Source organism: Thioalkalivibrio sp. AKL17, from assembly GCF_000377885.1.
GTDB classification, from domain to species: Bacteria; Pseudomonadota; Gammaproteobacteria; order Ectothiorhodospirales; family Ectothiorhodospiraceae; genus Thioalkalivibrio; species Thioalkalivibrio halophilus.
The window spans coordinates 199,383-221,951 of sequence record NZ_KB898767.1; the positions used below are offsets into that span (position 1 = coordinate 199,383).

The 22,569-nt window shown below is 67.5% G+C and carries 21 protein-coding genes; 10 read left to right on the top strand and 11 right to left on the bottom strand.

All coding sequences use genetic code 11. The features are described from left to right. Window positions 1-6: 6 nt before the first annotated feature. The 5 genes from D577_RS0109260 (at window position 7) to asnB (ending at window position 5,534) form a co-directional block, all read left to right on the top strand. The gene (locus D577_RS0109260; RefSeq protein ID WP_018947208.1) at window positions 7-747 is read left to right on the top strand and encodes a cysteine hydrolase family protein; all 741 of its coding nucleotides are present in this window, start codon (window positions 7-9) and stop codon (window positions 745-747) included. Continuing rightward, window positions 744-2,228, top strand: coding sequence for a sodium:solute symporter family protein (locus D577_RS0109265; protein WP_018947209.1), 1,485 nt, complete (start codon window positions 744-746; stop codon window positions 2,226-2,228). Before D577_RS0109260 ends, D577_RS0109265 begins: the two co-directional genes overlap by 4 nt. Then, a complete protein-coding gene (locus tag D577_RS14505; RefSeq protein WP_018868948.1) occupies window positions 2,225-2,347 on the top strand; it encodes a hypothetical protein in 123 nt (40 codons plus the stop codon). The genes D577_RS0109265 and D577_RS14505 overlap by 4 nt, the downstream gene beginning before the upstream one ends. Continuing rightward, window positions 2,335-3,414 carry an aspartate carbamoyltransferase gene (locus tag D577_RS0109275; RefSeq protein WP_018947210.1) on the top strand — a complete coding sequence of 360 codons (1,080 nt, stop codon included), beginning with the start codon at window positions 2,335-2,337 and terminating at the stop codon, window positions 3,412-3,414. The genes D577_RS14505 and D577_RS0109275 overlap by 13 nt, the downstream gene beginning before the upstream one ends. A 98-nt stretch (window positions 3,415-3,512) precedes the next feature. Further along, window positions 3,513-5,534: an asparagine synthase (glutamine-hydrolyzing) gene (gene asnB / locus D577_RS0109280; RefSeq protein WP_018947211.1), complete on the top strand. Its 2,022-nt coding sequence runs from the start codon at window positions 3,513-3,515 to the stop codon at window positions 5,532-5,534. Between the two features lie 95 nt (window positions 5,535-5,629). Here the strand turns inward: asnB and D577_RS0109285 are convergent, their stop codons facing one another. From D577_RS0109285 to D577_RS0109320, 8 genes are all read right to left on the bottom strand, one after another. Next, on the bottom strand, window positions 5,630-6,508 hold the full coding sequence (locus tag D577_RS0109285; RefSeq protein WP_018947212.1) for a PfkB family carbohydrate kinase: 879 nt from the start codon (window positions 6,506-6,508) through the stop codon (window positions 5,630-5,632). A 15-nt stretch (window positions 6,509-6,523) separates the two neighbouring features. Beyond that, a complete protein-coding gene (locus tag D577_RS0109290; RefSeq protein ID WP_018947213.1) occupies window positions 6,524-7,804 on the bottom strand; it encodes a GGDEF domain-containing protein in 1,281 nt (426 codons plus the stop codon). Window positions 7,805-7,889: 85 nt separating this feature from the next. Then, window positions 7,890-8,738, bottom strand: coding sequence for an endonuclease/exonuclease/phosphatase family protein (locus D577_RS0109295; RefSeq protein WP_018947214.1), 849 nt, complete (start codon window positions 8,736-8,738; stop codon window positions 7,890-7,892). A gap of 41 nt (window positions 8,739-8,779) precedes the next feature. Beyond that, on the bottom strand, window positions 8,780-10,426 hold the full coding sequence (locus D577_RS0109300; protein ID WP_018947215.1) for an acetolactate synthase large subunit: 1,647 nt from the start codon (window positions 10,424-10,426) through the stop codon (window positions 8,780-8,782). Window positions 10,427-10,455: 29 nt separating this feature from the next. Then, a complete protein-coding gene (locus D577_RS0109305; RefSeq protein WP_018947216.1) occupies window positions 10,456-11,085 on the bottom strand; it encodes a thiol:disulfide interchange protein DsbA/DsbL in 630 nt (209 codons plus the stop codon). Further along, window positions 11,085-12,257, bottom strand: a complete 1,173-nt coding sequence (gene ccsB / locus D577_RS0109310; RefSeq protein WP_018947217.1) for a c-type cytochrome biogenesis protein CcsB — start codon at window positions 12,255-12,257, stop codon at window positions 11,085-11,087. The genes D577_RS0109305 and ccsB overlap by 1 nt, the downstream gene beginning before the upstream one ends. A gap of 28 nt (window positions 12,258-12,285) precedes the next feature. After that, window positions 12,286-14,379 carry a cytochrome c biogenesis protein ResB gene (locus tag D577_RS0109315; protein WP_026288995.1) on the bottom strand — a complete coding sequence of 698 codons (2,094 nt, stop codon included), beginning with the start codon at window positions 14,377-14,379 and terminating at the stop codon, window positions 12,286-12,288. Window positions 14,380-14,630: 251 nt separating this feature from the next. Beyond that, window positions 14,631-15,254, bottom strand: coding sequence for a cytochrome c (locus D577_RS0109320; RefSeq protein WP_018947219.1), 624 nt, complete (start codon window positions 15,252-15,254; stop codon window positions 14,631-14,633). 160 nt (window positions 15,255-15,414) lie between these two features. Between D577_RS0109320 and yihA the strand changes: the two genes are divergently transcribed. Next, complete coding sequence (gene yihA, locus D577_RS0109325) at window positions 15,415-16,059, top strand: ribosome biogenesis GTP-binding protein YihA/YsxC (RefSeq protein ID WP_018947220.1); 645 nt, start codon at window positions 15,415-15,417, stop codon at window positions 16,057-16,059. 208 nt (window positions 16,060-16,267) lie between these two features. Here the strand turns inward: yihA and D577_RS0109330 are convergent, their stop codons facing one another. The 3 genes from D577_RS0109330 to polA are packed head-to-tail and all read right to left on the bottom strand — an operon-like array spanning window position 16,268 to window position 20,179. Beyond that, a complete protein-coding gene (locus D577_RS0109330; protein ID WP_018947221.1) occupies window positions 16,268-16,903 on the bottom strand; it encodes an SCO family protein in 636 nt (211 codons plus the stop codon). 30 nt (window positions 16,904-16,933) lie between these two features. Further along, window positions 16,934-17,440 (bottom strand): hypothetical protein, encoded by a 507-nt coding sequence (locus D577_RS0109335; protein ID WP_018947222.1) that lies wholly within the window; start codon window positions 17,438-17,440, stop codon window positions 16,934-16,936. Between the two features lie 27 nt (window positions 17,441-17,467). Continuing rightward, entirely contained in the window at window positions 17,468-20,179 is a 2,712-nt protein-coding gene (gene polA, locus D577_RS0109340) for a DNA polymerase I (RefSeq protein ID WP_018947223.1), read from the bottom strand. A gap of 137 nt (window positions 20,180-20,316) precedes the next feature. On the opposite strand from polA, the gene D577_RS0109345 reads away from it, so the two are divergent. Genes D577_RS0109345 through D577_RS0109360 form a run of 4 tightly spaced genes read left to right on the top strand, consistent with a single transcriptional unit; the run spans window position 20,317 to window position 22,560 of the window. Continuing rightward, complete coding sequence (locus D577_RS0109345) at window positions 20,317-21,042, top strand: TIGR00730 family Rossman fold protein (RefSeq protein ID WP_018947224.1); 726 nt, start codon at window positions 20,317-20,319, stop codon at window positions 21,040-21,042. Continuing rightward, window positions 21,042-21,422, top strand: a complete 381-nt coding sequence (locus tag D577_RS0109350) for a DUF2782 domain-containing protein (RefSeq protein WP_018947225.1) — start codon at window positions 21,042-21,044, stop codon at window positions 21,420-21,422. The genes D577_RS0109345 and D577_RS0109350 overlap by 1 nt, the downstream gene beginning before the upstream one ends. After that, complete coding sequence (locus D577_RS0109355) at window positions 21,416-22,204, top strand: hypothetical protein (RefSeq protein ID WP_018947226.1); 789 nt, start codon at window positions 21,416-21,418, stop codon at window positions 22,202-22,204. Before D577_RS0109350 ends, D577_RS0109355 begins: the two co-directional genes overlap by 7 nt. Next, on the top strand, window positions 22,183-22,560 hold the full coding sequence (locus D577_RS0109360; protein ID WP_018947227.1) for a DUF4124 domain-containing protein: 378 nt from the start codon (window positions 22,183-22,185) through the stop codon (window positions 22,558-22,560). The genes D577_RS0109355 and D577_RS0109360 overlap by 22 nt, the downstream gene beginning before the upstream one ends. The last annotated feature ends 9 nt before the right edge of the window (window positions 22,561-22,569 follow it).

The following is a 22,569-nucleotide window of genomic DNA, read 5'->3' on the forward strand; positions in this document are numbered from 1 at the left end:
CGCGGCATGGCCGACGACAACGTTTCCCGCCTGACCGACTACGACTCCCTGGATCCGCTGCGCGAGCAGTACCAGGAGAGCCTGATCAGCAAGCCGGTACTGCGGCGCGAGCTGCGCGAGCACCATGTCGCCCTGCTGTGCATCGACCTGCAGTACCTCGACGCCGCGCGCGGCCACGGGGTCTTCGCGGATTCGGCCGAATCCGGCATCCCCCTGGAGGCCCAGGAATACTACTTCCACCGCCTGGAGGAGACCGTCCTGCCCAACGTGCGCCGGCTGCAGGATGCCTTCCGTGCCGAGGAGATGGAGGTCATCCACACCCGCATCCGCTCGCTGACCCGCGACGGGCGCGACCGCAGCCCGGGCCACAAGCGTCTCGGGCTGCACGCGGCCCCCGACAGCAAGGATGCCGAATTCGTCGACGAGGTCGCACCAAAGGGCGACGAAATCGTCCTCGACAAGACCGCGAGCGGCGTGTTCAACTCGACCAATCTGCACTACATCCTGCGGAACCTGGAGATCTCCTCCCTGTTCATCGTTGGCGTGTACAGCAACGAATGCGTCTCCACCGCGGTGCGCGACGCCTGTGACCTGGGTTTCTACGTGACGCTCATCGAGGACTGCTGTGCGACGGTGACCCCCGAGATGCAACGGGCGACCATCACCACCATCAAGGACCGCTACGCCCGCGTCATGACCACGGACGAGGCGATCCGCGAGATCACGAGGGTGCAGGAGGCGTCGTGACCGCCCTCGAGGATCCCATCCTCCCGACTTCCGTCGCCTGGGGGCTGCTGGCGGCCTTCAGCGTCCTGTGGGTCGCGCTGGGCGCCTGGCTGGGACGCCGCAACTACACCGCCGCCGACCACATGCTGGCCGGGCGCAACGTGGGGCTGGCCCTGGCCAGCGCCACCGCGATGGCCACCTGGGTCACCGCCAACACCACCATGACCGCCCCGCAGCTCGCGCTGGAGCTGGGTGTGTGGGGCATGCTGGGCTACTCGCTGGGGGCGCTGGGCCTGATCCTGTTCGCCCCCATGGCCCGCCGGATCCGCGAGCTGATGCCGCACGGCTTTACCTCCGGGGACTTCATCCGCCTGCGCTACGGGACCTTCACCTGGCGGGTATTCCTCGGCGTCTCCCTGATCTACGCGTTCGGCTGGCTGATCTCCATGGCGATGGCCGGCGGGGTGCTGATCAACGCCCTGGCCGGGATCGACTACCGCGTGGGCATGACCGTGATCCTGACGGTGTGCGTGATCTACACCCTGCTGGGCGGGCTGCGCGCGGTGATCGGCACCGACTTCATCCAGACCGTGATCATCATCGGCGGCGCCGCGTTCCTCGCCTGGATGACCATCGACCGGGTGGGCTTCGAGGCGATCCATTTCGACCTGATGGAAGAGCGCCCGGAACTGCTGAGCCTGCTGTTCCCGGCCGCGATCATGTTCCTGTTCAACAACCTGCTGTTCGGCGTGGGCGAGATCTTCCATTCCAACGTGTGGTGGTCGCGCGCCTTCGCCTTCGGCCGCAACGTGGGCTTCCGCGCCTACCTGCTGGGCGGGCTGCTGTGGCTGCCGATCCCAATCGTGGCCGGCTTCGTGGCGCTGGCCACCCCGGCGCTGGGCATCAACGTGCCGGCGGCGGACATGGTCGGCCCGCTGGTGGCCGCCGAGGTGCTCGGCCTGACCGGGGCGATCGTGGTGTTCATCGTGGTGTTCGCCGCGCTGGCCTCCAGCCTCGACTCGCTGCTGGCCGCCACTTCCGACCTGGTCACCCGCGACATCTACCGCGGGCACATCCATCCGCGCGCCTCGCAACAGACTCAGCTGCGGGCGACGAAGGTGATCGTGGTGCTGCTGGGGCTGCTGACCTGGCTGGCCGCCAGCTATCGCGGCGAGGTGCCGGTGGTGGGGTCGCTTGCGGAGCTGCTGTATTTCACCGGGGCCTTCGTGGCCAGCGCGATCTGGCCCATCGTGGCCGGGCTGTACTGGCGCCGCGCCAACCCGCAGGCGGCGGCCTGGGCGATGCTGCTGGGCTCCGGGCTGGGCCTGGCCAGTTACTTCATGATCGGCTGGTACGTGGCCGCACTGGTGGGTGCGGCGGTCTCGCTGGTGGTGATGGTCGCCGGTACCTGGCTGTTCCCGCGGCCCTTCGACTGGGACCGGCTGGCGCACGATGACCGCGACGCCTCACCCGGCCGTGGCAACCCGGAGGTGGCCACATGACGATCCCGGTAACCGCACTGGCGACCATCGTGATCATCGCGACCACGGTCGCGACCCTGACCCCGATCCTGCTGATTGCCCTGTTCATCCGCGACTGGAAGAGAGGATGCCTCTGGTGAATCCCCATGACCCGCTGAACACCCTCAAGCCGCGGGACGGTGCCGCCGGCACCGACCGGCCGCGCGCCCTGCTCGAGGCAGTGGAGGAAAATCCCGACCCACTGCTGAAGCTGGCCGCCTCGCACGTGGTATCCAGCCGCCAGTTCACCCGCGAGGAGCTGCTGCAGCTGTTCCGCCTGGCCGCGCAGTACGAGACGACCCCGGCGCTGATGCATCTGCCGCTGGCCGGCAAGATCCTGATCAGCGCCTTCTACGAGCCGTCCACCCGCACCCGGCTGTCATTCGAGAGCGCCTGGCACCGGCTCGGCGGATCGGTGATGTCGATCACCGATCCGAAGAGCACCGGCATCGCCAAGGGGGAGTCGCTGGCCGACATCGCGGAGATGTTCAACAACTACGGCGACGTCCTGGTACTGCGCTCCTCCGAGGGCGAGGCCGTGCACAACATGCTGGAGAACCTGCGCATCCCGCTGGTCAACGCCGGCAACGGGATCGACGAGCACCCCACCCAGGCGCTGGCGGATGTCTACACCCTGGCCAAGTGGCGCCCGGAGCTGTTCCTGCCCGACTGCCCGCCGGAAAAGCACGTGAAGGTGGGGATCGTGGGCGTACCCTCGCGCATGCGCACGGTACGCAGCCTGCTGAGCATGCTGAGCCTGTTCCCCGAGGCGATCGACGAGATCGTGGTGATCTCGCGCGAGGAGGAAAACTTCGACCCCGAGCAGCGCGAGCTGCTGGAGGGCGCGGGCCTGAAGCTGCGCGTGGTGAACGACCTGGACCCGGTGCTGCCGGAGCTGGACGTCGTCTACATCAACGCCATCGCCTGGGTCGGCGACACCTTCGAGTCCATGGGCGAGGGCCTGAACCTGAACCGCCAGTCGCCGCTGAAGGAGGGTGCGATCATCATGCATCCGCTGGCGCGCGGCGCGGAGCTGTCGACCGATCTCGACGACACCCCGCACAACTGGTACTTCGCCCAGGCGCGCGGGGCGGTGTTCGTGCGCATGGCCCTGCTGACCACGGTGGTGCGCCGGATCAGCGCGGTGATGGACACCCCGGAAGGCTGACACACCACTTTTTCACTAGAACCGCGAGCGGCGTGGCGCGCCGGAGTGTCCCGGGCCGCGCCCCGGTCGCCCCGAACGGATAACCAAGGAGACATGCCATGTGTGGCATTGCCGGAATCTTCCACGCCGACCCGAACCGTCAGGTCGACCCGCAAACCCTGGTCAACATGGCCGCGATCCAGTACCACCGCGGCCCCGACGGCTTTGGCTACAAGACCCAGGATGATCGCGGTGTGGGCTTCAGCCACGCGCGGCTGTCGATCATCGACCTCGACGAGAACCGCGGCCGCCAGCCGTTCACCATGAGCAACGGCGAGATCATGACCACGGTCAACGGCGAGCTGTACGACTACAAGCGCATCCGTACCGATCTGACCTCGCGCGGGGTGAAGTTCCGCACCAAGAGCGACTCCGAGATGGTGATGCACCTGTACCAGCGCGAGGGGCTGGAGGATGCGCTGCAATACTTCCGCGGCGAGTTCGCGATCTCGCTGTATGACCGCAAGCACGACCGCCTGGTGCTGGCACGCGACCGCTTCGGCATCAAGCCGCTGTACTTCACCGAGACGGCCGGCGGCAGCTTCGTGTTCGGCTCAGAGCTGAAGGTCCTGTTCGCCAACCCCGACGTGCAGCGCCGCTTCTCCGACGACGGCCTGTACCACCAGCTGATGCAGACCATGGTCCCCGGCACCACGGCCTTCGAGGGCGTCCACCAGGTCAAGCCCGGCCACGTCGTCATCGTCGAGCGCGCCCACGGCAAGCTGAAGATCCGCCAGGAGAAGTACTGGGACATGGACTTCCCGCTGGCCTCGGAACGCCCGCCGGAGAGCGAGACCGACGAGGAATACTGGATCGAAGGGGTACGCGAACAGCTGATGGAGGCCACCCAGCTCCGTCTGGAGGCCGACGTGCCGGTCGCCTGTTACCTCTCCGGGGGCATCGACTCCTGCATCACCCTGGGCCTGGCCTCGGCGAGTCAGCAGGCACCGGTGAAGGCCTTCACCATCGGCTTCGACAACGACGACTACGACGAGACCGCCATCGCCCGCGAGATGGCCGAGAGCGTGGGCGCCGACCAGGACATCATGTCGCTGGACGCCGACCACCTGTACGACAACTTCGAGGAGGCGCTCTGGCACGCCGAGCGCACCATCTACAACACCCTGGCGGTGGCCAAGCTGCTGATGAGCCGGCACGTGAACCACGCCGGCTACAAGGTGGTGGTGACCGGCGAGGGCTCGGACGAGCTGTTCGGCGGCTACCCGGCGTTTCGCCGCGACATGTTCATGCACGGGCTGGACACCCTGCCGGAGGCCGACCGTGCCGCCTGGCAGCAGATGCTCAACGAGTCCAACGAGCTGGTCTCCGGGGCGATGCTGGCCGAGGACGAGGTCTCCGACCCCGACTTCAACCGCATGATGGGCTTTACCCCGTCCTGCCTGCAGCCCTGGCTGGCGGCCGCCGAGCACGTACCCGGTCTGCTACATCCGAAGCGGCGCAAGCGCATGAAGGACTACAAGCCGGGCAAGGCCATCGCCGACGCCCTGGACGACGACATGCTGGAAGGCCGCCATCCGCTGGACAAGGCCCAGTATGTGTGGATCAAGACCATGCTGGAGGGCCAGATCCTCACCTGGGGCGGCGACCGCATGGACATGGCCAACTCCATGGAGGCGCGCCCGCCGTTCCTCGACCACCACCTGGCCGAGTTCGCCGCGCAGCTGCCGCCGACCATGCGCATCAAGGGCCGCAACGAGAAATACGTGCTGCGCGAGTCGATGAAGGGGCTGCTGCCCAAGGTGCTGTACGAGCGCGAGAAATTCCCGTTCATGGCACCGCCGGCCCACACCGATCCCACCAAGTGGGCAGCGATGAAGGCGCTGGCGGATCGCTACCTGTCGGAGGACAAGGTCGCGGAGGCCGGGCTGCTGGACCCCGAAGGCGTGCGCCAGGTGTTCGAGATCCACGAGTCGGAGGAGACCCCGGCGGCGACCCAGGTGCAGCTGGACGCGGTGATCAACCACATGATCGGCGTGCAAGTGCTGCACGAGCAGTTCGTGGCCACCGACATCCCGGCGCTGGCGGCGCAGAAGGCCCGCGAATTCGGCTGGAGCGCCTGACTTCGGGCCTTCGGGCCCGGAAAACAGCGGAAACGGTCCGTGTCAGGCGGCACCGCTTCCCGGACGGCGCACGAGCTGACGCAGGCGGCCATGGGCTAAGTCCAGGCCGCCACCGCACTGCGGTAGAACCCGGGGTCGGTGGTGGTCGCACCCTGCAGGGTGCACACGCGGGCGGCGAATTCGAGGGCACGGTGCAGGGTGCCTTCCCAGCCCCAGCCGCGGCGCAGGCCCAGGATGGCGACGCTGGCGAAGGCGTCGCCGGCACCTACCGCGTCCTGCATGCCCTCTACCGCCGGGGCGCGGGCGCGCACGGGCTGGCCGGCGCGCGGATGGATCTCGGCGCCGTCGGCGCCCAGGGTGACGATCAGCGCGGACTGGATGTCGCAGGCCTGGAGGCAGCGTTCGGCGCGCTCCGCCACCGGGGTGTCCGGGAACAGCGTGGCCAGCTCGTCGGCGTTCAGCTTGACCACATCGGCACCCCGGAGCAGGTCGCGCACGTCCTGCGGGTCGTACCAGGGCTCGCGCAGGTTGGCGTCGACGAAGCGGCGTTCGCAGCGCCGGCGCAGGGCCGCCAGCAGCTCGCGGTTGCCGCTGCGCAGGGCCAGCGTACCGTGATAAAGCAGCGGGATGCGGGCGGGCACCGCGGGGTCAACCGTGGCGGGCAGGTCGTCATAGGCCTGGTCGGGCAGGATGTGATAGGCGGGCTCGCTGTCCTCCACCGTCACCTGCACGGCGCCGGTGGGGGCCTGCGGATGCGTATACAGTGCGTCTTCCGCCAGGCCGACCTCGCGCATGGCCTCGCGCACGCGCGCCCCGGCGGTGTCGTTTCCCACACCACCGACGAACAGCACGGGTTCCCCCAGCTGGTGCAGGTTCCAGGCGACGTTGAACGGGGCTCCGCCCAGGACTTCAGGGCCATCCGGAAACCGGTCGAACAGGACTTCGCCAAAGATCACGTCGGGTGCATCCGGCATTCTGGAACCCTCCCGTTACGCGGGCGCGACCGCGACAATGCGGTCGCGCCCCTGGCGTTTCGCGGCCAGCAGCGCTTTGTCCGCCAGTTCGAAGGCGGCCCCCTCCGGCGCATCCGGTCGCATCTCGGTGATACCGCCGGAGATGGTGACGTTCAGACGCTTCTTGCCGGCCCTCACCGCGATCGATGCTACCTCCTGGCGCAGGCGGTCGGCGAGGTCCCGGGCGATGTCGAGCGGCTGGTGGACGACCATCACGAATTCCTCGCCGCCATATCGGGCGACGAAGTCGGGCTCGCTGACGCCTTCGACCAGCACCTCGGCGACGGCCTTGAGGATGCGGTCACCGGAGGTGTGCCCGTATTCGTCGTTGACGTGCTTGAAATGGTCGATGTCCCAGACGATCACGGACGCCGGTCCCCCGTCGGCGGGGAATCCGGCCATGCGCTGGTCGAAGGCGTGCCGGTTGAGAAGCCCGGTCAGCTTGTCACGGTTGGCCTCGTCCCGAGCCTCGGACAGACTGTCCCGCAGCCCGGCGACCTGGCGTTCCAGCTCCTGGGCGCGCGTGCGCAGGGCGCGGTTACGCTCCAGGGCGGACAGCAACTCCGCCTCGCGGGTGTCACGGAAATCCTTGACCCGGTCGGCGACCCGATCGAGCCCCTGCACCACTTCGCGTCGCATGGTGTCGATATTGGTGATGTCGATCACGCGCCCCTTGATGCTGCTCACATCCCCGGAGATGTTGTTGTGGAGTTCGCGGATGGACGCGCGCGTACGTTCGGAGTGATCGTGGTCGGCGGACAGGGCCGAGTCGACGTCATCCAGCCGCGTGCGGATCTCGCCCATCACCTCGGTCAGCTGTTCGCGCTCCGCCAGCGCCTGGCCGCAATTCTCTTCCAGCGCCGAGAAGACCCGCGTGAGGCTTCGCCGCACGAGATCCGCATCCCCCCGGTCCGCGGCCTGCCGGACCTTCGCGAGATCGTCGGCGAGGAAGGGGAACCCCTCCAGTCCGGACTGCAGCGCGGTCAGAAGACCGCCTTCCATCGCATCGCGCTGATCATGCTGGCGGATGGTATCCGCCAGGCGCGCACTCATGCGATCCAGACACTGGGTATCGTCCGGGTCCTCCTCGATGGTCCGCGTCAGGTCATGAACGGCCCCCTCGAGGTCGGGCTCGCGGGCCGACAGTACGGCCAGGGCGCGCAGGGCCACGCGCCGGAGCGAACGCATGCGTTCGCGCTCGGCGTGGAGCGAGGTTTCGAGCTCGATGACGGTCTTGCGAAGGTCATTGTCGGCCATGGGTCTCCCCCTTATGGGCGCCCATTACAGCCGATGGAACGGCCGAACGCCACCGCCGTGTGTCCGGATTGCGGCGCAGGGCACCTCAGGCCGGGGCCGCTGGCGCTTCCAGGCGTTCCGCGGCGGGGAGCCGGATCTCGACACCCACGGGCAGATGATCCGACAGCGCGACATTGTAGACCCGCATGTCGGAGACATGCAGATCGGGGGTCAGAAGGATGTGGTCGAACACCCGCTGCGGATCCCAGGCGGGATAGGTGGCCTGACAGGCCATCGGCTCCATCAGCCCGGTGCGCGCCACCAGTCGGCGGATCTCCGGGCTGTCCTGCTGACAGTTGAGGTCCCCCATGACCACCGCGTGGCGCTGGTCCGCGATCCGTTCCGCCACGTAGTCGAGCTGCTGGCGACGGGCGCGCCGGCTGAGGGCCAGGTGTACCAGGAACAGCACCAGTTCTTCACCGTTGCCCATTGCGTACCGGGCCTCCACGGCGCCGCGCCCGGGCAGTGGACCGGGCAGGCTGTGCATCTCCACATGCACCGGTTCCACGCGTGAAAACAGGGCCAGGGAATGTTTGGCGATCTGACCGAGATCCCGGTTGATACGCGTATAGGCATGAGGAAAGTCGGCGCGGTCCGACAGCCAGCTGGACAGATCGACGAAGCGCGAGCGCAGACTGCCGCCATCCAGCTCCTGCACGCCGACGATGTCGAAGTCGCGGATGAAGCGGGCCACGCGCTCCAGGTTGGTCATGCGCCCGCCGTAGGGCAGCACGTGCTTCCAGCTGTTGGTGACGTAATGATGCAGACGCGAGGAATGGATGCCCACCTGGGCATTGAAACTCAGCAGGCGCAGTCGCTGGCCCGCAGCCTCCGGCTGCCAGACCAGGCCGCGGGCGGGTTCGTCGGTTACGGCGGACGAGCCGTTCTCCGTCATGGTGTCATCCTTCCTTCCCGTCATCCCTCACGGGACTCCTGTCAGAAGGGACAGACGAGATCCCCCAGGCGTTCCGTGAGTTTCAGGTTTTCGGAATAGTCTACCGGACAGTCGATGACGGTCACGCCTGGCCGGGACAGCGCGGAACGCAGGGCCTGCTCCAGGCTGTCGCCGGGCTCGATGCGCACCCCTTCGGCCCCGAACGAGCGGGCGAGGGCAACGAAATCGGGGTTGCCGAAATCCACCGAGGCCTTGCGCCCGTATTCCCGCACCTGTTTCCACTCGATCAGGCCGTACGCGCTGTCGTTCCACACCAGCACAACGAAACTCTGACCCAGGCGCACCGCGGTCTCCAGCTCCTGCAGGTTCATCAGGAAACCCGCATCGCCGGTGACCGCCACCACCTGGCGCTCCGGATCCAGGGCGGCCGCAGCCACGGCCCCCGGAAGGGCGATGCCCATGCTTGCGAACCCGTTGGAGATCAGACAGGTATTGGGCATCTCACAGCGGAACATGCGCGCCATCCACAGCTTGTGGGCGCCCACGTCGGTGATCACTACGGCATCCAGGGCGGCGGCGGTGCGGAGATCCCAGATGATCTTCTGCGGCTTCATCGGCACCCCGGTGTCGTCGCGGTGCTCGTTCATGTCGTCGATCAACGACTGCCGCAGGGGCCGCAGCACGGTCTCCTCGCGTGGCGTGACCCGCTCGGCCAGATCATGCAGGCAGGTTTCGAGATCGCCGATCACCTCGGCCTGGATGTCGTAGTGGCCGTCGATCTCCGCCGGGGAGGCATCCACGTGGATCAGGGTGCAGTCGCCCTCCGGGTGCCACAGGGATGGCGGGTATTCGACCAGGTCGTAGCCGATACAAAGGACCACGTCGGCCTTGTCGAAGCCGAAGTGGACATAGTCGCGACTCTGCAGGCCCACGCTGCCCAGCGCCAGCGGGTGGCGAAACGGCAGCACCCCCTTGGCCATGAAGGTGTTGGCCACCGGGATGTTCAGGGTCCCCGCGAAGTGCGCCAGGGCCTCGCTGGCCCCGGAACGGATCACGCCGTTGCCGGCAAGGATCAGGGGATGGCGGGCATTCTCCAGCAGCCGGGCGGCAGCCGCCAGGGACACCTCGGCCGGCACCGCCGGTGCCCCGGTATGGACCGGAAGCGGGGCCACCGGACAGGGCTGGGAAGCCACGTTTTCCGGCAGCTCGATGAAACTGGCCCCCGGCTTGCCGCCCTCGGCCCACTTGAAGGCCTTGCGCAGGACCTCGGGCAGGATCTCGGGCTCCACCACGCTGGAGGCGTATTTGGTCACGGGACCGAACAGCCCCTTGAGGTCCAGGACCTGGTGGGATTCCTTGTGCAACCGGTGGGTGCTGGCCTGGCCGGCGATGGCCACCAGCGGCGCGTGGTCCATGTTGGCATCCGCCACGCCGGTGATCAGGTTGGTCGCGCCCGGCCCCAGGGTCGCCATGCAGACCCCGGCCCGGCCGGACAGGCGGCCGTGGACATCGGCCATGAAGGCCGCGCCCTGCTCGTGGCGGGTCGTGACGAACTCGATCGGTGAGTCCTCGAGGGCATCGAGGACCGCCATGTTTTCCTCGCCGGGCAGGCCGAAGACCCGTTCGACCCCTTCCTGCTCCAGACACTGTACCAGGCGCCGTGCGGTGGTCGGCGACGGATCGGACATGCGTTCCCTCGAGGGTCGGGCCGGGGCGCTCAGCCCCGGGCCTCCGCGATCAGGTGATCGACGATCTCCAGCATCTGCTCGTGACTGGTGGTCATGCTGGCCGAAACCACGGATTCGCCGTTGACCACCATCGACGGCACGCCTTCCAGACGGTACTCGCGCACGCGCTCGGCGGAACGGCCGACCTTGCGCGCCACATCTTCCGAACGCATCGCCTCGCGGAAGGCGTCGGCATCCTGATCCATCTGGTTGACGAACCGCAGGATCGCGCTCTCCGAGCGCATCTCGCGCCCCTGTTCGTGAATGGCGTCGTAGAAGGGCTGATGGATGGCATCCACGATGCCCAGTTGCTCCGCCGCGTAGTAGACCCGCGCGTGCAGGGCCCAGACATCGTTCAGCGGGGCCGGCATGTACTTGAATTCGATGTCATCGGACAGTTCGGCTTTCCACTCCTGTACCAGCGGCTCAAACGAGTAGCAGTGCGGGCAGCCGTACCAGAAGGCCTCGACCACCTTGATGCGGCCTTCTTCGAGACCGTAATCGACGGGCGAGTCCAGGCGCATGAAGTTGCGCCCCTCGGCGAAGTCGGCCAGCAGGCGGCCGGACGCCAGCAGGGCGCCCGTACCGGCCAGGGTTCCGAGAAACTGACGTCGCTTCATCACAGTTCTCCGTAGGAATGAAGACCGGACAGGAACATGTTCACGCCCAGGAAGGTGAAGGTGGTCACGAACAGACCGATGATCGCCCACCAGGCCATGCCCGGACCGCGCCAGCCCTTGGTGAAGCGCATGTGCAGCCAGGCCGCGTAGGTCAGCCAAAGGATCAGGCTCCAGGTCTCTTTCGGGTCCCAGGTCCAGTAGCCGCCCCAGGCCTCGGCCGCCCACATGGCGCCCAGCACGGTGGCGATGGTGAAGAACGCGAAGCCGATGGCGATCGCCTTGTACATTACCCCGTCCAGCGCATCCTTGCTCGGGATGCGGGCCAGCACACGGGAGTCCGGACGGGTGCGTTCCATGCGGTGGCGCACCAGATAGGCCACGCCCAGCATCGCCGCGATCGCGAATCCGCCGTAACCGACGAAGTTGGTCGGCACGTGGATCTTCATCCACCAGCTGTCCAGCGCCGGAACCAGCGGTTCGACCATGTGGGCGTCACGATCGAACATGTACCACAGCAGGAAGGTGGTGGAGGCCGCGACCACCAGCATCACGAAGGCGCCCATGCCGCGCTGACCCGTGCGCTGTTCGTAGTACAGGTACATCAGCGCGATCATGGCGACCATCAGCACGAACACCTCGTAAAGGTTGGCGACCGGGATGTAACCCCAGCTCGGATCGTGCAGATAGATCTCGCGCCAGCGCACCATCAGGGCCATCAGGCCCGCGCCCGCCGCGATCCAGGCGAACGCGGCACCGGCCTTGTACGGGAAGTCGGAGCGCGAGAACAGCCCAACCACGTAGGCCACGGTGGACAGGTAGACCATCACGCTCATCCACATCACCCCGGCCTGGCCGGATCCGATGTAGTTGAGCCAGAACACGCTCTCGCCGCGCGCCAGGTCATCCCCGTACAACCAGACCCCGAACAGCGAAAGCACCGCGACAATCACGGAGAACAGCTGCCAGGGTCGCCAGAACCAGCCCAGCCAGGCGCTCATGCCGGCCGCGAGGATCAGGCCCCCGGTGTCGTAGCGGTCCATCATGTGGCCGTACATGGCATAGGCCGTGACCGCCACCGCCAGGACCAGGGCCATGTAGGCCCAGTCCCGCAGAAGCAGCTGCCGGAAGAATCCGGGCCGTTCGAAATCCAGGGCCTCGTGGGGTACAGACATGGGGCGCTCTCCTCCGACTGCGTGCGACTTAGTCGTTCTTGTTGGTTGCAGAATCCGGCGATTCATCGTCGCCAACGTTCTTCTGCTCGATGATCCACCGTTTAAGATGCGCGAAGCGCTTCTCGAATTCCACCCGGTGGCGGTTGCTGGTGCCCGCCATCACCACGTGGGTGCCGCTGCCGTCCGCGTTCGGACGGGCCACGATCCACAGACGCTGATAGGACACGTAGAACATCAGGAAGATCCCGATGATCAGCATCAGGCTGCCGGTGTACACCGTGCTTTCGCCCGGCGCCTTCGCGATCTGCAGGCCCGAGGCCTCGCGATGGTCGAAGTCATCCAGGCGGAAGAAATAGGGCGAACCGTAGAAGTTGAGGGCATTGATCGCCGAGACGGCGTCTTCCAGCCAGCGCTGTTCCTCCTCGGTGATCGCCACCACGCCTTCTTCCTCCAGGACCTCCATGTACAGGCCCTGGAGCCCGGAGTTCAGGACCTGGAACAGCAGGCCGCCGAGCTGCTCGCGCTGGCCTTCGGGGATCCGCTGCTCGATCTCGGCATCCACCGCGGGGTAACCGCCTTCGGCGAAGGTCTGCATGAGCATGCTGACGGTGCGCGCGATCGCCTGGCGCCCTTCTTCTCCGCCCATCATGTCCTCCGAACCCCGCGCGGCCTGCTGCGCGACGGCCATGCGGACCTCGTCATCGTGAAGCATGGTCAGATACGTGCGGAAACGATCCAGGGAGTCATCCGCGTCCGCCGGGATGAACAGGTAGGAAAATTCCTCGGCCGGACTCTCGCGGACACCGCTGAGGAAATATTTCGCCCCTTCCTGCGGGATCGGATTCTGGTAGTTGCGGTAATAAAGCCCCGCGCCGGTGCGGTCCACCAGGCGGAAATCCACGCGCGGACCGAGGAACACGTTTTCTTCCTCGCCCTCCTCGTTGAGCAGGCGCTGGGTGTTCACCAGGGAAAAGTCGATGAACTCGATCGTCAGCTCCTCCCCTCCCGGGGCCGGAATATCCATCTCGTCAAAGATCCGGCCCGGGAAATCCACCCCGCGCAGGGCGCCTGCGCCGAGCGGGATCGCCTCCATTTCGAGACGCGTACCGCCGTCGGCAAAACTGGACTGGTAGATCGCATAGCCATCGTAGATCAGCGGGTCGTTGACGCTGATGGTGGCGCGGTAGGGTTCGTCGCGTTCCGGATCATGGATGACCAGATCGCTCTCGTAGGACTGTTCCGCGCCGGTGGAGAAGCGCTGGATCCGGAACTCCTCCAGCTCGACCCGGAACGGCAGATCCTGCACCAGATACCCCTCGCGCACCGGCAGGAAGACCACGTTGGCCGAGGCCCCTTCGGGGATCTCCACGCTGCCGCGGAACGACGGGTTGCTCACCGGGACGCGCGAGATCTCGGGCACCTGCGATTCGGGGATGGAGCGGGTCTCGATCTCGACGTTGCCCATCCACTCGTTGACCTTGAGCAGGAACTGGCCGTCGAGCAGCGCGCCCACGCAGATCACCACGATCCCCACGTGCGTCAGCATGTAGCCGAGGCGGTTCCAGCGCCCCTTCATCGCGGCGACCACCGTCTCGCCGTCTCGCGTCTTTTCGCGCGCCCGGAAACCCTGGGCCTTCAGCACCCGGCGGGCATGGGCGAGGAAATCCTCCTGCGACTGCCCCAGATCCCCGGTGGAGCTGGCCGGGAAGGAACGCAGGGACTTTTCCTTCACCTGCAGGTTGTAGCGGCGCAGGTCCTTGAGGATGCCCGGCGTCTGGCGGTAGACACAGAAGGCAGTCGAAACCACCAGGAAGGTCACCACCAGCAGGAACCAGGTCGCCGAATAGACCTGGTAGAGCCCCATCCCGGCGAAGATCTCGTGCCAGAAGGGTCCGAACTGGATCAGGTATTCGGTGTACGGCTCGTTCTGCACCAGCACGGTGCCGATCACCGAGGCGATGGCCAGGGCCACCAGCAGGGTGATCGCGAGGTTCATCGACCCCAGGAATTCGACGATGATCCGGCTGCGGCGCGGGGTCCGGGCCTGACGGCGAGACGAGGACTCGGAGCCCGTCCGGTTGCTGCGTTCGGAGGCCCCTGAGGGCTGATGGGATTCTGCCATGTTCAAACCTGCGTTAATCGCCCCGAATGTGTCGGGACGCGGTCGGAAATTCAATTTCCACGACATTCCGCACGGACGCTGGGTTCCGGCGCTGCGTGGAGGGCGCGGGAACAGACGCCCCGCCTTCCGACTTCATTCCGGTGTCCGGGTTCCCCCGGCATTCTCCGGGCCCCGAAACGACGAGGGGGCGGCCAAAGCCGCCCCCTCGTGATCCGGACGGACCCGGCGCACCCGGGCCGTACGTACCGTGCTCAGTTCGGCTGCAGGCCGGCCATGTACTGGGCCACGGCTTCCATGTCTTCATCCGACATGTTGCCGACGATGCCGCGCATCATCTGGCCGTTGTCGTTGCGACGTTCGCCGTCACGGAACTGCTGGAGCTGGTCCAGGCTGTAGGTCGCGTGCTGACCGGCGACCTTGGGGAACATGGCCTCCGGATTGCCCTGGCCCTGGGCGCCGTGGCAGGCGATGCAGGCGGCCACGCCTTCCGACGGGATGCCACCGCGATAGATCTGCTCGCCGCGGGCGACCACGTCCTCGTCGGCGGTCTCGGTGGTGATGCTCTGCTCGGCGTAATAGGCCGCCAGGTCCTTCATGTCCTGCTCGCTGAGGTCGGCGACCTCTCCGGCCATCAGGTTATCGTGGCGGAGTTCGCCTTCCTGGAAGTCGCGCAGCTGCTTGGCCGTGTACTTCGGGTGCTGCCCGGCCAGCTTGGGCCACTCGGGATTGGTGCTGTTGCCGTCGGCCTGGTGGCAGGCGGCGCAGGACTGCGAGAGTTCCTGACCGCGCTGGGGATCGCCCGCCTGGGCCGCCGAAAGCGGGAGCATCAGGGAGACGGACAGGGCAGCAAAGAGAGCGGAAAGCTTGTGGTTCATGGTGGAGAATCTCCTGCTTGTATATGCGTGCCGGGCCTCGACCCGTTCCTTGTGCCCCGTGTAGAAGGGCGATCAAAATCTGGGGCGCAGTTTATAGCACAACGCCAGGGAACCCACAAAAGTTTCCCACTGTCCCGCTCAGCTCAGGATGATTTCGATCATGCAACCTCGTTTTCGTGAAACCGCCTTTTCCCGGGGTGTCTCCCGCCTCGACCAGCTCCCCGCGGACCAGGGGATCGAGATCGCCTTCGCCGGGCGCTCCAACGCCGGCAAGTCCAGCGCCCTCAACGGCCTGTGCGGGCGCAAGGCCCTGGCCCGGGTCGGACGCACGCCGGGCCGCACCCAGGAAATCAACATCTTCACCCTGCCGCCGGCGGAGGAATGGCGCCTGATCGACCTGCCCGGCTACGGCTACGCGAAGGTCTCCGCGAAACAGCGCGAACACTGGGACCGGCTGCTGGGCGGGTATCTGCGCCGGCGCCAGTGCCTGGCGGGGCTGGTGCTGATCATGGACATCCGCCGCCCGCTGACCGACCTGGACTGGCAGATGCTCGAATGGACCGGCGCGAACCGACGGCTGCACTGCGTACTGACCAAGGCCGACAAGATCTCGCGACAGGAAGCCGAACGCCAGCTGCACGCCACCCACGCACGTCTGGAAGAGGCCGGCATCGAGGCTTCGCTGCAGACCTTCTCCGCGCTGAAGAACCAGGGCGTCGACGACCTGCGCGGGCTCCTTGCGGAGTGGCTGGAGGAAGAAACCGCCGGGGAAGACGGGGACGGAGGGGCCGAACAGGGCCCATAAAAAAGTGCCCCGATCCCGGGGAGGAGGATCGGGGCACCAGCGACCTCGACAGGGGGAGGCGAGGTCTTCCCGCTCAGGGAGAGAAGCGGGGAGCGCCGGGCCATGGCGCTCACCTTTTATGACGCATCACCGGCAGTGAAGTTCCCGGCCGTTCCTGTTCCGGACGGAAACTCGTCACAACCCGCGAAGCCGTGCGAAACCGCGGGGCTCACTCGCGTTCCGCGCGGGCCTGCAGGGTCGCCACCAGTTCATCCGCCGAAGTCCCGTGCGGATGGATTTCCAGCAGATCGCCCTCCGGCCCCACCAGGTAGGTGGACGAGCTGTGATCGATCACGTAGCCCATCGCGGACTGGCTGTCGGTCTTCTCGTAGAACACCCCGTACTGCTCCACCGCCGGCTCCAGCGCGTCGTGCGGGCCAGTGGCCGCCTGGATCCGGGGATGGAAATGGTCGGTGTACTCCGCCAGGTGCTCGCGGTCGTCACGCTCGGGATCCACGCTGACGAACACCGCGCTGACGCGGTCCTCCAGCGACTCGGGGAGCTGCTCCAGCGCCATCCGGATCCATCCGAGACTGACCGGGCAGGCATCCGGGCAGGAGGTGTAGCCGAAATAGAGCCACACATACTGTCCCTCCAGATCGCGCAGATCGAAGGCCTCCCCCTCGGTGGAGACCGGCAGCTGGAACGGGCCGCCGGTCACCCGGTCGGCCACCGGGATGTCTTCGTGAGTGGCGGCCTCGCCCGCGGGGGGCTGCCCGGGCACCAGCCACACATACAGCAGCAGCGCGCCCGCGGCGACGGCGGCCAGGGCCCACAGGAGGGTGGTCAGGGGAAGTCGGGACATCGCGCGCAATCCTCGGTGGAAGCCAGTACGTCAGTGATCGCGGGCGGTGACGAAGCGATACTGTACCCGCGCGGCGTCACCATCGCCTTCCGGAAGTACCGTCGCCGCCCAGGTCATCGCCTCGGTGGTGCAGATCGGCAGGGTGGTGGTGCCAGCGTATTCACCCGGGCCCACGCGTTCCAGGCGCGGGCGCTGGAAGCCCATGTACATCTCCACCCCGGCAAAATCCAGCTCGACCCACTCGGGATCGCGCCCGTCGTGCCCGACATGGTGCAGATGCAGCTCCAGCTCCCGCAGCATGGGGACCGGGCGCGGGGTGATCTCGAGGGTCATCTGGCCACCCTCGGGGTGTTGTGCGGCACAGGCCCCTTCATTGAGATCGCAGATCTCCGGGGTCACCACCACGACAGCATCGCTGCCGCCACCGCCGGCCAGGTAGCGGTCCGCCGCCACCCAGCCGGCCGCCAGCAACAGGCCCGCGACCAGCCACGGGGCCACGCGGTTGAACCCGCGGGCCAGTGATTCGAGATCCGCCATGCTCAGCCTCCGGCTCCGACAGGGGCCTCAGTGGGCATCGTCCCAGTTATCTCCGACGCCGATGTCCACCAGTAGCTCGACATCCAGCTCGGCCGCCCCGCCCATCGCGGCGCGGGCCCGTTCGCCCAGGGCCTCCACTGCATCGTCGGCAACCTCGAACACCAGTTCGTCGTGCACCTGCATGATCATGCGGGCATCGAGCCCGTTGCCGTCCAGGTCCTGCGCCATGCGCACCATCGCACGCTTGATGATGTCGGCCGCGGTGCCCTGCATCGGGGCATTGATCGCCACCCGTTCGGCCTGCTGCCGGCGGGCCCCGTTGCGGCTGTTGATCTCGGGCAGGTACAGCCGGCGCCCGAACAGGGTTTCCACGTAGCCCTGCTCGCGCCCGCGTTCGCGCGCCCGCTCCATGTAGTCGTGCACGCCGGGGTAGCGGTGGAAATAGCGGTCGATGTACTCCCGCGCCTCGGCCTGCTCGATCCCCAGGTTGCGCGCCAGCCCCCAGGCCGACATGCCGTAGATCAGGCCGAAGTTGATAGCCTTGGCCGCGCGCCGCTGCTCGCTGCTGACTGCCTCCGGATCAGCGCCAAAGACCTCGGCCGCGGTAGCGCGATGGATGTCCAGCCCGTCGGCGAAGGCCTGCAGCAACCCGGCGTCCTGCGACAGGTGGGCCATGATCCGCAGCTCGATCTGCGAATAGTCGGCCGCCAGCAGGCGGTACCCCGGCTCGGCAATGAACGCCCGGCGGATGCGCCGACCGGCCTCGGTGCGCACCGGAATGTTCTGCAGGTTGGGCTCGGAGGACGACAGGCGCCCGGTCGCGGCGCCGGCCTGGTGATACGAGGTATGCACCCGCCCGGTCTCCGGGTGGATACGCCGCGGCAGGGTCTCGGTATAGGTACTGCGCAGCTTGGACAGGCCGCGGTGCTCAAGGATCAGCCGCGGCAGGGCGTAGTCGTCCGCCATCTGCTCCAGCACGTCCTCGGCGGTGGAGGGCTGGCCCTTGGGCGTGCGCCGCAGCACCGGCAGGCCCAGGCGCTCGAACAGGATCTCCTGAATCTGCTTGGGCGAGCCGAGATTGAACTCGGTACCGGCCTCGTCGAAGGCCTCGCGCTCGATGCGCTCCATCTCGCTCAGCAGCTCCTGGCTCTGCTCGCCGAGCAGGTCCGGGTCGACCTTCACGCCGGCGCGCTCGATGTCCGCGAGCACCGGCACCAGCGGCATCTCGATCTCGCGGTAGACGAAGGCCGGGCCCTCGGCCTCGTTCAGGCGCGGCCGGAACAGGGCGTCCAGACGCAGGCAGATGTCCGCGTCCTCGCCGGCATAATCGGTGGCGATGCCGACGTCCACCTCGGCGAACGGGATCTGTTTCGCCCCCTTGCCGGCCACGTCTTCGTATTTCGTGGTGCGGTGATCCAGATGGCGCTCGGCCAGGGAATCCAGGTCGTGCCGGTTGGCGCCGGCGTCGAGGCAGAACGACTGCAGCATGGTGTCATCGACGATGCCGCGCAGCACGATGCCATGGTTGCCCAGCACGTTGCGGTCGTACTTGAGGTTGTGGCCGAGCTTGCCGTGTTCGGCCGATTCCAGCCACGGCCGCAGGCGCTCCAGGGTCGCCTCGCGCGGGAGCTGCGGATCGGCATCCGGACCGCTGTGGGCCAGCGGCAGGTAGTACGCGGTACCCGCCTCGAACGCGAAGGACATGCCGATCAGCTCGGCCCGCATTGCCTCCAGGCTGCTGGTCTCGGTGTCAAACGCGACCCGCGCGGCGCCCTGCAGGCGTTCCAGCAACTCCGTGAATGCCGCCTCGTCCCGCACGGTGTGATATTGCGCCGCCGGCCCCGGATCGGCATCACCGCCGTTACCGGAGGCAGCGTCGCCGGCGTCGCCGCCTTCAAGCTCCGCCCGCCAGCGGGAGAACCCGTGGTGGCGCACCCGCTCCAGCAGCTGCTGCGAATCGGGCTCGCGCAGCTCGAGGTCGTCGGGGCCCAGCGGGAGATCGACATCCCGGCGCACGGTGATCAGCTCGCGCGAGGTCGGCAGGCGATCGGCCGCGGCGCGCAGATTCTCGCCGATCTTGCCGCCGATCTCGTCGGCCCGCTCGAGGATGGTGTCGAGGTCGCCGTACTTCGCGATCCATTTGGCCGCGGTCTTGGGCCCGACCTTCTCGACCCCCGGGATGTTGTCCACGCTGTCGCCCATCAGCGCGAGGTAGTCGACGATCTGCCCCGGCTCCACACCGAACTTCTCGCGCACCCCGGCGTGATCCAGCACCGTCCCGCTCATGGTGTTGACCAGGGTCACGTGGCCATCCACCAGCTGCGCCAGGTCCTTGTCGCCGGTGGAGATGACCACCTCCTGCCCGGAGGCCGCGGCACGGTCGGCCAGGGTGGCGATCACGTCATCCGCCTCCACCCCTTCCACGCACAGCAGCGGGAAGCCCATCAGCTGCACCAGCTCGTGCAGCGGCTCGATCTGCGCCGCCAGCTCCTCCGGCATCGGCGGCCGGGTGGCCTTGTATTCAGGGTAGATCTCGTCGCGGAAGGTGGGCCCCTTCGCGTCGAACACCACCCCCATGCGCTCGGGGGCATAGTCCGCGCGCAGCTTGCGCAGCATGTTGGCCACGCCGTAGAGCGCCCCGGTGGGGTGGCCGTCGGGGGCGGTCAGCGGGGGCAGGGCGTGGTAGGCCCGGAACAGGTAGGAGGAACCGTCGACCAGGACGAGCGGGGCTTGCGACATCATGCGGATCCGGCTGGGCTTGCGAGGGAAGCATTCTAGCAGGCTGCGGGGCCCGGCCCGAGCAACGCCGGCGCGATTTGTACGCCCGTCGGGCCACGGTTAGTCTAGGCGCCCCAGAGTGCAAAGAATGCGCCCCGATGAACGATCAAGATCGAGCGGAACACCCCGGGCTGCGGCCCATCGACGATTCCTCGCTGACCCGCGAGAGCTGGAAGATCTTCCAGATCATGGCGGAGTTCGTGGAGGGCTTCGAACGCCTGGCGCACATCAAGCCCTCGGTCAGCGTGTTCGGGTCGGCACGCATCCCGTCGGACCACCCGGATTATCTGCTCGCGGAGCAGATCTCGCGCCAGCTGTCGGACGCGGGTTTCGCGGTCGTCAGTGGCGGCGGGCCGGGCATCATGGAGGCGGCCAACAAGGGGGCGTTTGCCGGTCACTCGCCCAGCATCGGGCTCAACATCCAGCTGCCGCACGAACAGCACGCCAACCCGTACCAGGACATCGGGCTGGGGTTCCGGCACTTCTTTTCGCGCAAGGTGATGTTCGTCAAGTACGCCTCCGCCTACGTGGTGCTGCCGGGCGGCTTCGGCACGCTGGACGAGCTGGCCGAGATCCTGACCCTGGTGCAGACCGGCAAGACCCGCCGCATCCCGGTGGTGCTGGTGGGCAGCAAGTTCTGGGAAGGCCTGCTGCAGTGGTTCGAGGACGCGCTGGTCACCCATGGCACCATCGATGCCGAGGACCTCAATCTATACTCGGTGGTGGACACCCCCGAGGAGGTCGTGGACGTGATCTTCGAGTACTACGAGGCCCGCAGCTTCGAGCCCTCGGCGGAAGAGAAACAACGACTGATGGAGCTCTGATGATGACGAGCACCCGCGCCACGGCGCTGGCCGCTGCCCTGCTGGGCCTTTTTCTCGCCGCCGGGCCGCTGGCGGCCCAGGACTTCGAGGACGCCCCGCCACCGCCCGACATGCCCGACGAGGCCGCCCCGCCTCCGGTACTGGACGAGCGCGCCCGCCAGCTGCAGGAGCTGGAGGAAGCCGACGTCATCATCATGGAGCGCGACGGCGAGACCCGGCGCGAATACCGCGTGGACGGCGACCTGGTGATCGTTGAGGTCAACCCCGCCGCCGGACCCACCTACTACCTGGTGGATGTCACCGGGGAAGGCGACCTGCGGCGCCGTGACGACCTTTCCCCCGATTTCACCCCGCCCCGCTGGAGGATCCTGGAATGGTAAGCACGCAGTCGACCGTGGAACTGCCGGCCGCGGGTGCCGCGGCGCTGGAAGCAGCCTTTGCCGCTGCCCGGGCGGCCGGCGCTCCGCTGGGGCTGCCGGCCGATGGCGATGCCCCGCAGCTTGACGGGGATCGCGCGCACTGGACCCTGGAGCGCGGCAACGCCGCGGAGCCCGGGGCGATCGCCAGTGGTCCCGGCACGCCGGAGGCGCTGGGCCGCCTCGCGGCCCGCTGGCAGGCCTGGCATCCGGCGGAGGCCCTGCCGCAGGACGGCGTCTGGCGCCGCGGCGTGCTGCAGCAGCAGCTGCGCGAACGCACCGAAGACCTGAGCTCAACCCTGGACGAACAGGCGCGCGAACAACTGAACCGGGAGCTGCATCATCAGGGGCTGTACCGGTTCGAGGACCTGCCGGTGGCCGGCAGCTTCTGGCACTCGGTCAGGCGGCACGGCGAGCACACCGGACTGGCGGATCTGACGATCCCGCCGGCCCCCGTGCCGGCGTTCTGGCAGCTGGCGCGCATCGCACTTGCGGTGAGCGTGAACGAGGCGGGCGAACTGGACCGCGAACGTTACCGGGCCCTGCTGGGCGGCTATCACCAGGAGCGCCCGCTGAGCGCGATCGAACGCGGCGCCGCCCCGACCCTGCTGCGCATGGCCGCGCTCGACGACTGGCTGGAACGCATCGAGGCCGGCCGCGCACCCGCGGGCCCCGATCCGCGCCTGGCCGGCCTGCAGGACGCCGGCACCCGGGTGCAGTCGGTATGGGTAAGGCCCGCCGCCTGATGACCCCGCGGGCCTCCCTCGCGGGGCTTTTGGCCCTGGCCATCGCCGGGGCGCCGGGCATCGGCGTTCTGGCCTCCACCGAGGTCCACCGCTGGGTGGATGAAGACGGTGTGGTGCATTTCTCCGACGAGGCGCCGGGCGACGGGCGCAGCGAACGCATCGAGGTTCAGGAGCCGATGGGCGCCGTCCCCCTGGAGAATGCCCGCGAGATCCTCGAACGTCCGATCCGGCGGCCGGGAGAAGACCCGACGGACGACGATCCGGAGGAAGACGCGGCCGCGGACGAAGAGGCCGACGAAGAAGACGAATATTCGATCGAGGACGTCCCGGTGCCCGTGGAACTGGTGGATTTCTGAACCGCCCGC

Coding starts and splice junctions, on each gene's coding strand:
- D577_RS0109260 (WP_018947208.1), top strand. CDS start 7: ATGGCCGACGACAACGTTTCCCGCCTGACCGACTACGACTCCCTGGAT.
- D577_RS14505 (WP_018868948.1), top strand. CDS start 2,225: ATGACGATCCCGGTAACCGCACTGGCGACCATCGTGATCATCGCGACC.
- D577_RS0109275 (WP_018947210.1), top strand. CDS start 2,335: ATGCCTCTGGTGAATCCCCATGACCCGCTGAACACCCTCAAGCCGCGG.
- asnB (WP_018947211.1), top strand. CDS start 3,513: ATGTGTGGCATTGCCGGAATCTTCCACGCCGACCCGAACCGTCAGGTC.
- D577_RS0109285 (WP_018947212.1), bottom strand. CDS start 6,508: ATGCCGGATGCACCCGACGTGATCTTTGGCGAAGTCCTGTTCGACCGG.
- D577_RS0109290 (WP_018947213.1), bottom strand. CDS start 7,804: ATGGCCGACAATGACCTTCGCAAGACCGTCATCGAGCTCGAAACCTCG.
- D577_RS0109295 (WP_018947214.1), bottom strand. CDS start 8,738: ATGACGGAGAACGGCTCGTCCGCCGTAACCGACGAACCCGCCCGCGGC.
- D577_RS0109300 (WP_018947215.1), bottom strand. CDS start 10,426: ATGTCCGATCCGTCGCCGACCACCGCACGGCGCCTGGTACAGTGTCTG.
- D577_RS0109305 (WP_018947216.1), bottom strand. CDS start 11,085: ATGAAGCGACGTCAGTTTCTCGGAACCCTGGCCGGTACGGGCGCCCTG.
- ccsB (WP_018947217.1), bottom strand. CDS start 12,257: ATGTCTGTACCCCACGAGGCCCTGGATTTCGAACGGCCCGGATTCTTC.
- D577_RS0109315 (WP_026288995.1), bottom strand. CDS start 14,379: ATGGCAGAATCCCATCAGCCCTCAGGGGCCTCCGAACGCAGCAACCGG.
- D577_RS0109320 (WP_018947219.1), bottom strand. CDS start 15,254: ATGAACCACAAGCTTTCCGCTCTCTTTGCTGCCCTGTCCGTCTCCCTG.
- yihA (WP_018947220.1), top strand. CDS start 15,415: ATGCAACCTCGTTTTCGTGAAACCGCCTTTTCCCGGGGTGTCTCCCGC.
- D577_RS0109330 (WP_018947221.1), bottom strand. CDS start 16,903: ATGTCCCGACTTCCCCTGACCACCCTCCTGTGGGCCCTGGCCGCCGTC.
- D577_RS0109335 (WP_018947222.1), bottom strand. CDS start 17,440: ATGGCGGATCTCGAATCACTGGCCCGCGGGTTCAACCGCGTGGCCCCG.
- polA (WP_018947223.1), bottom strand. CDS start 20,179: ATGTCGCAAGCCCCGCTCGTCCTGGTCGACGGTTCCTCCTACCTGTTC.
- D577_RS0109345 (WP_018947224.1), top strand. CDS start 20,317: ATGAACGATCAAGATCGAGCGGAACACCCCGGGCTGCGGCCCATCGAC.
- D577_RS0109350 (WP_018947225.1), top strand. CDS start 21,042: ATGATGACGAGCACCCGCGCCACGGCGCTGGCCGCTGCCCTGCTGGGC.
- D577_RS0109355 (WP_018947226.1), top strand. CDS start 21,416: ATGGTAAGCACGCAGTCGACCGTGGAACTGCCGGCCGCGGGTGCCGCG.
- D577_RS0109360 (WP_018947227.1), top strand. CDS start 22,183: ATGGGTAAGGCCCGCCGCCTGATGACCCCGCGGGCCTCCCTCGCGGGG.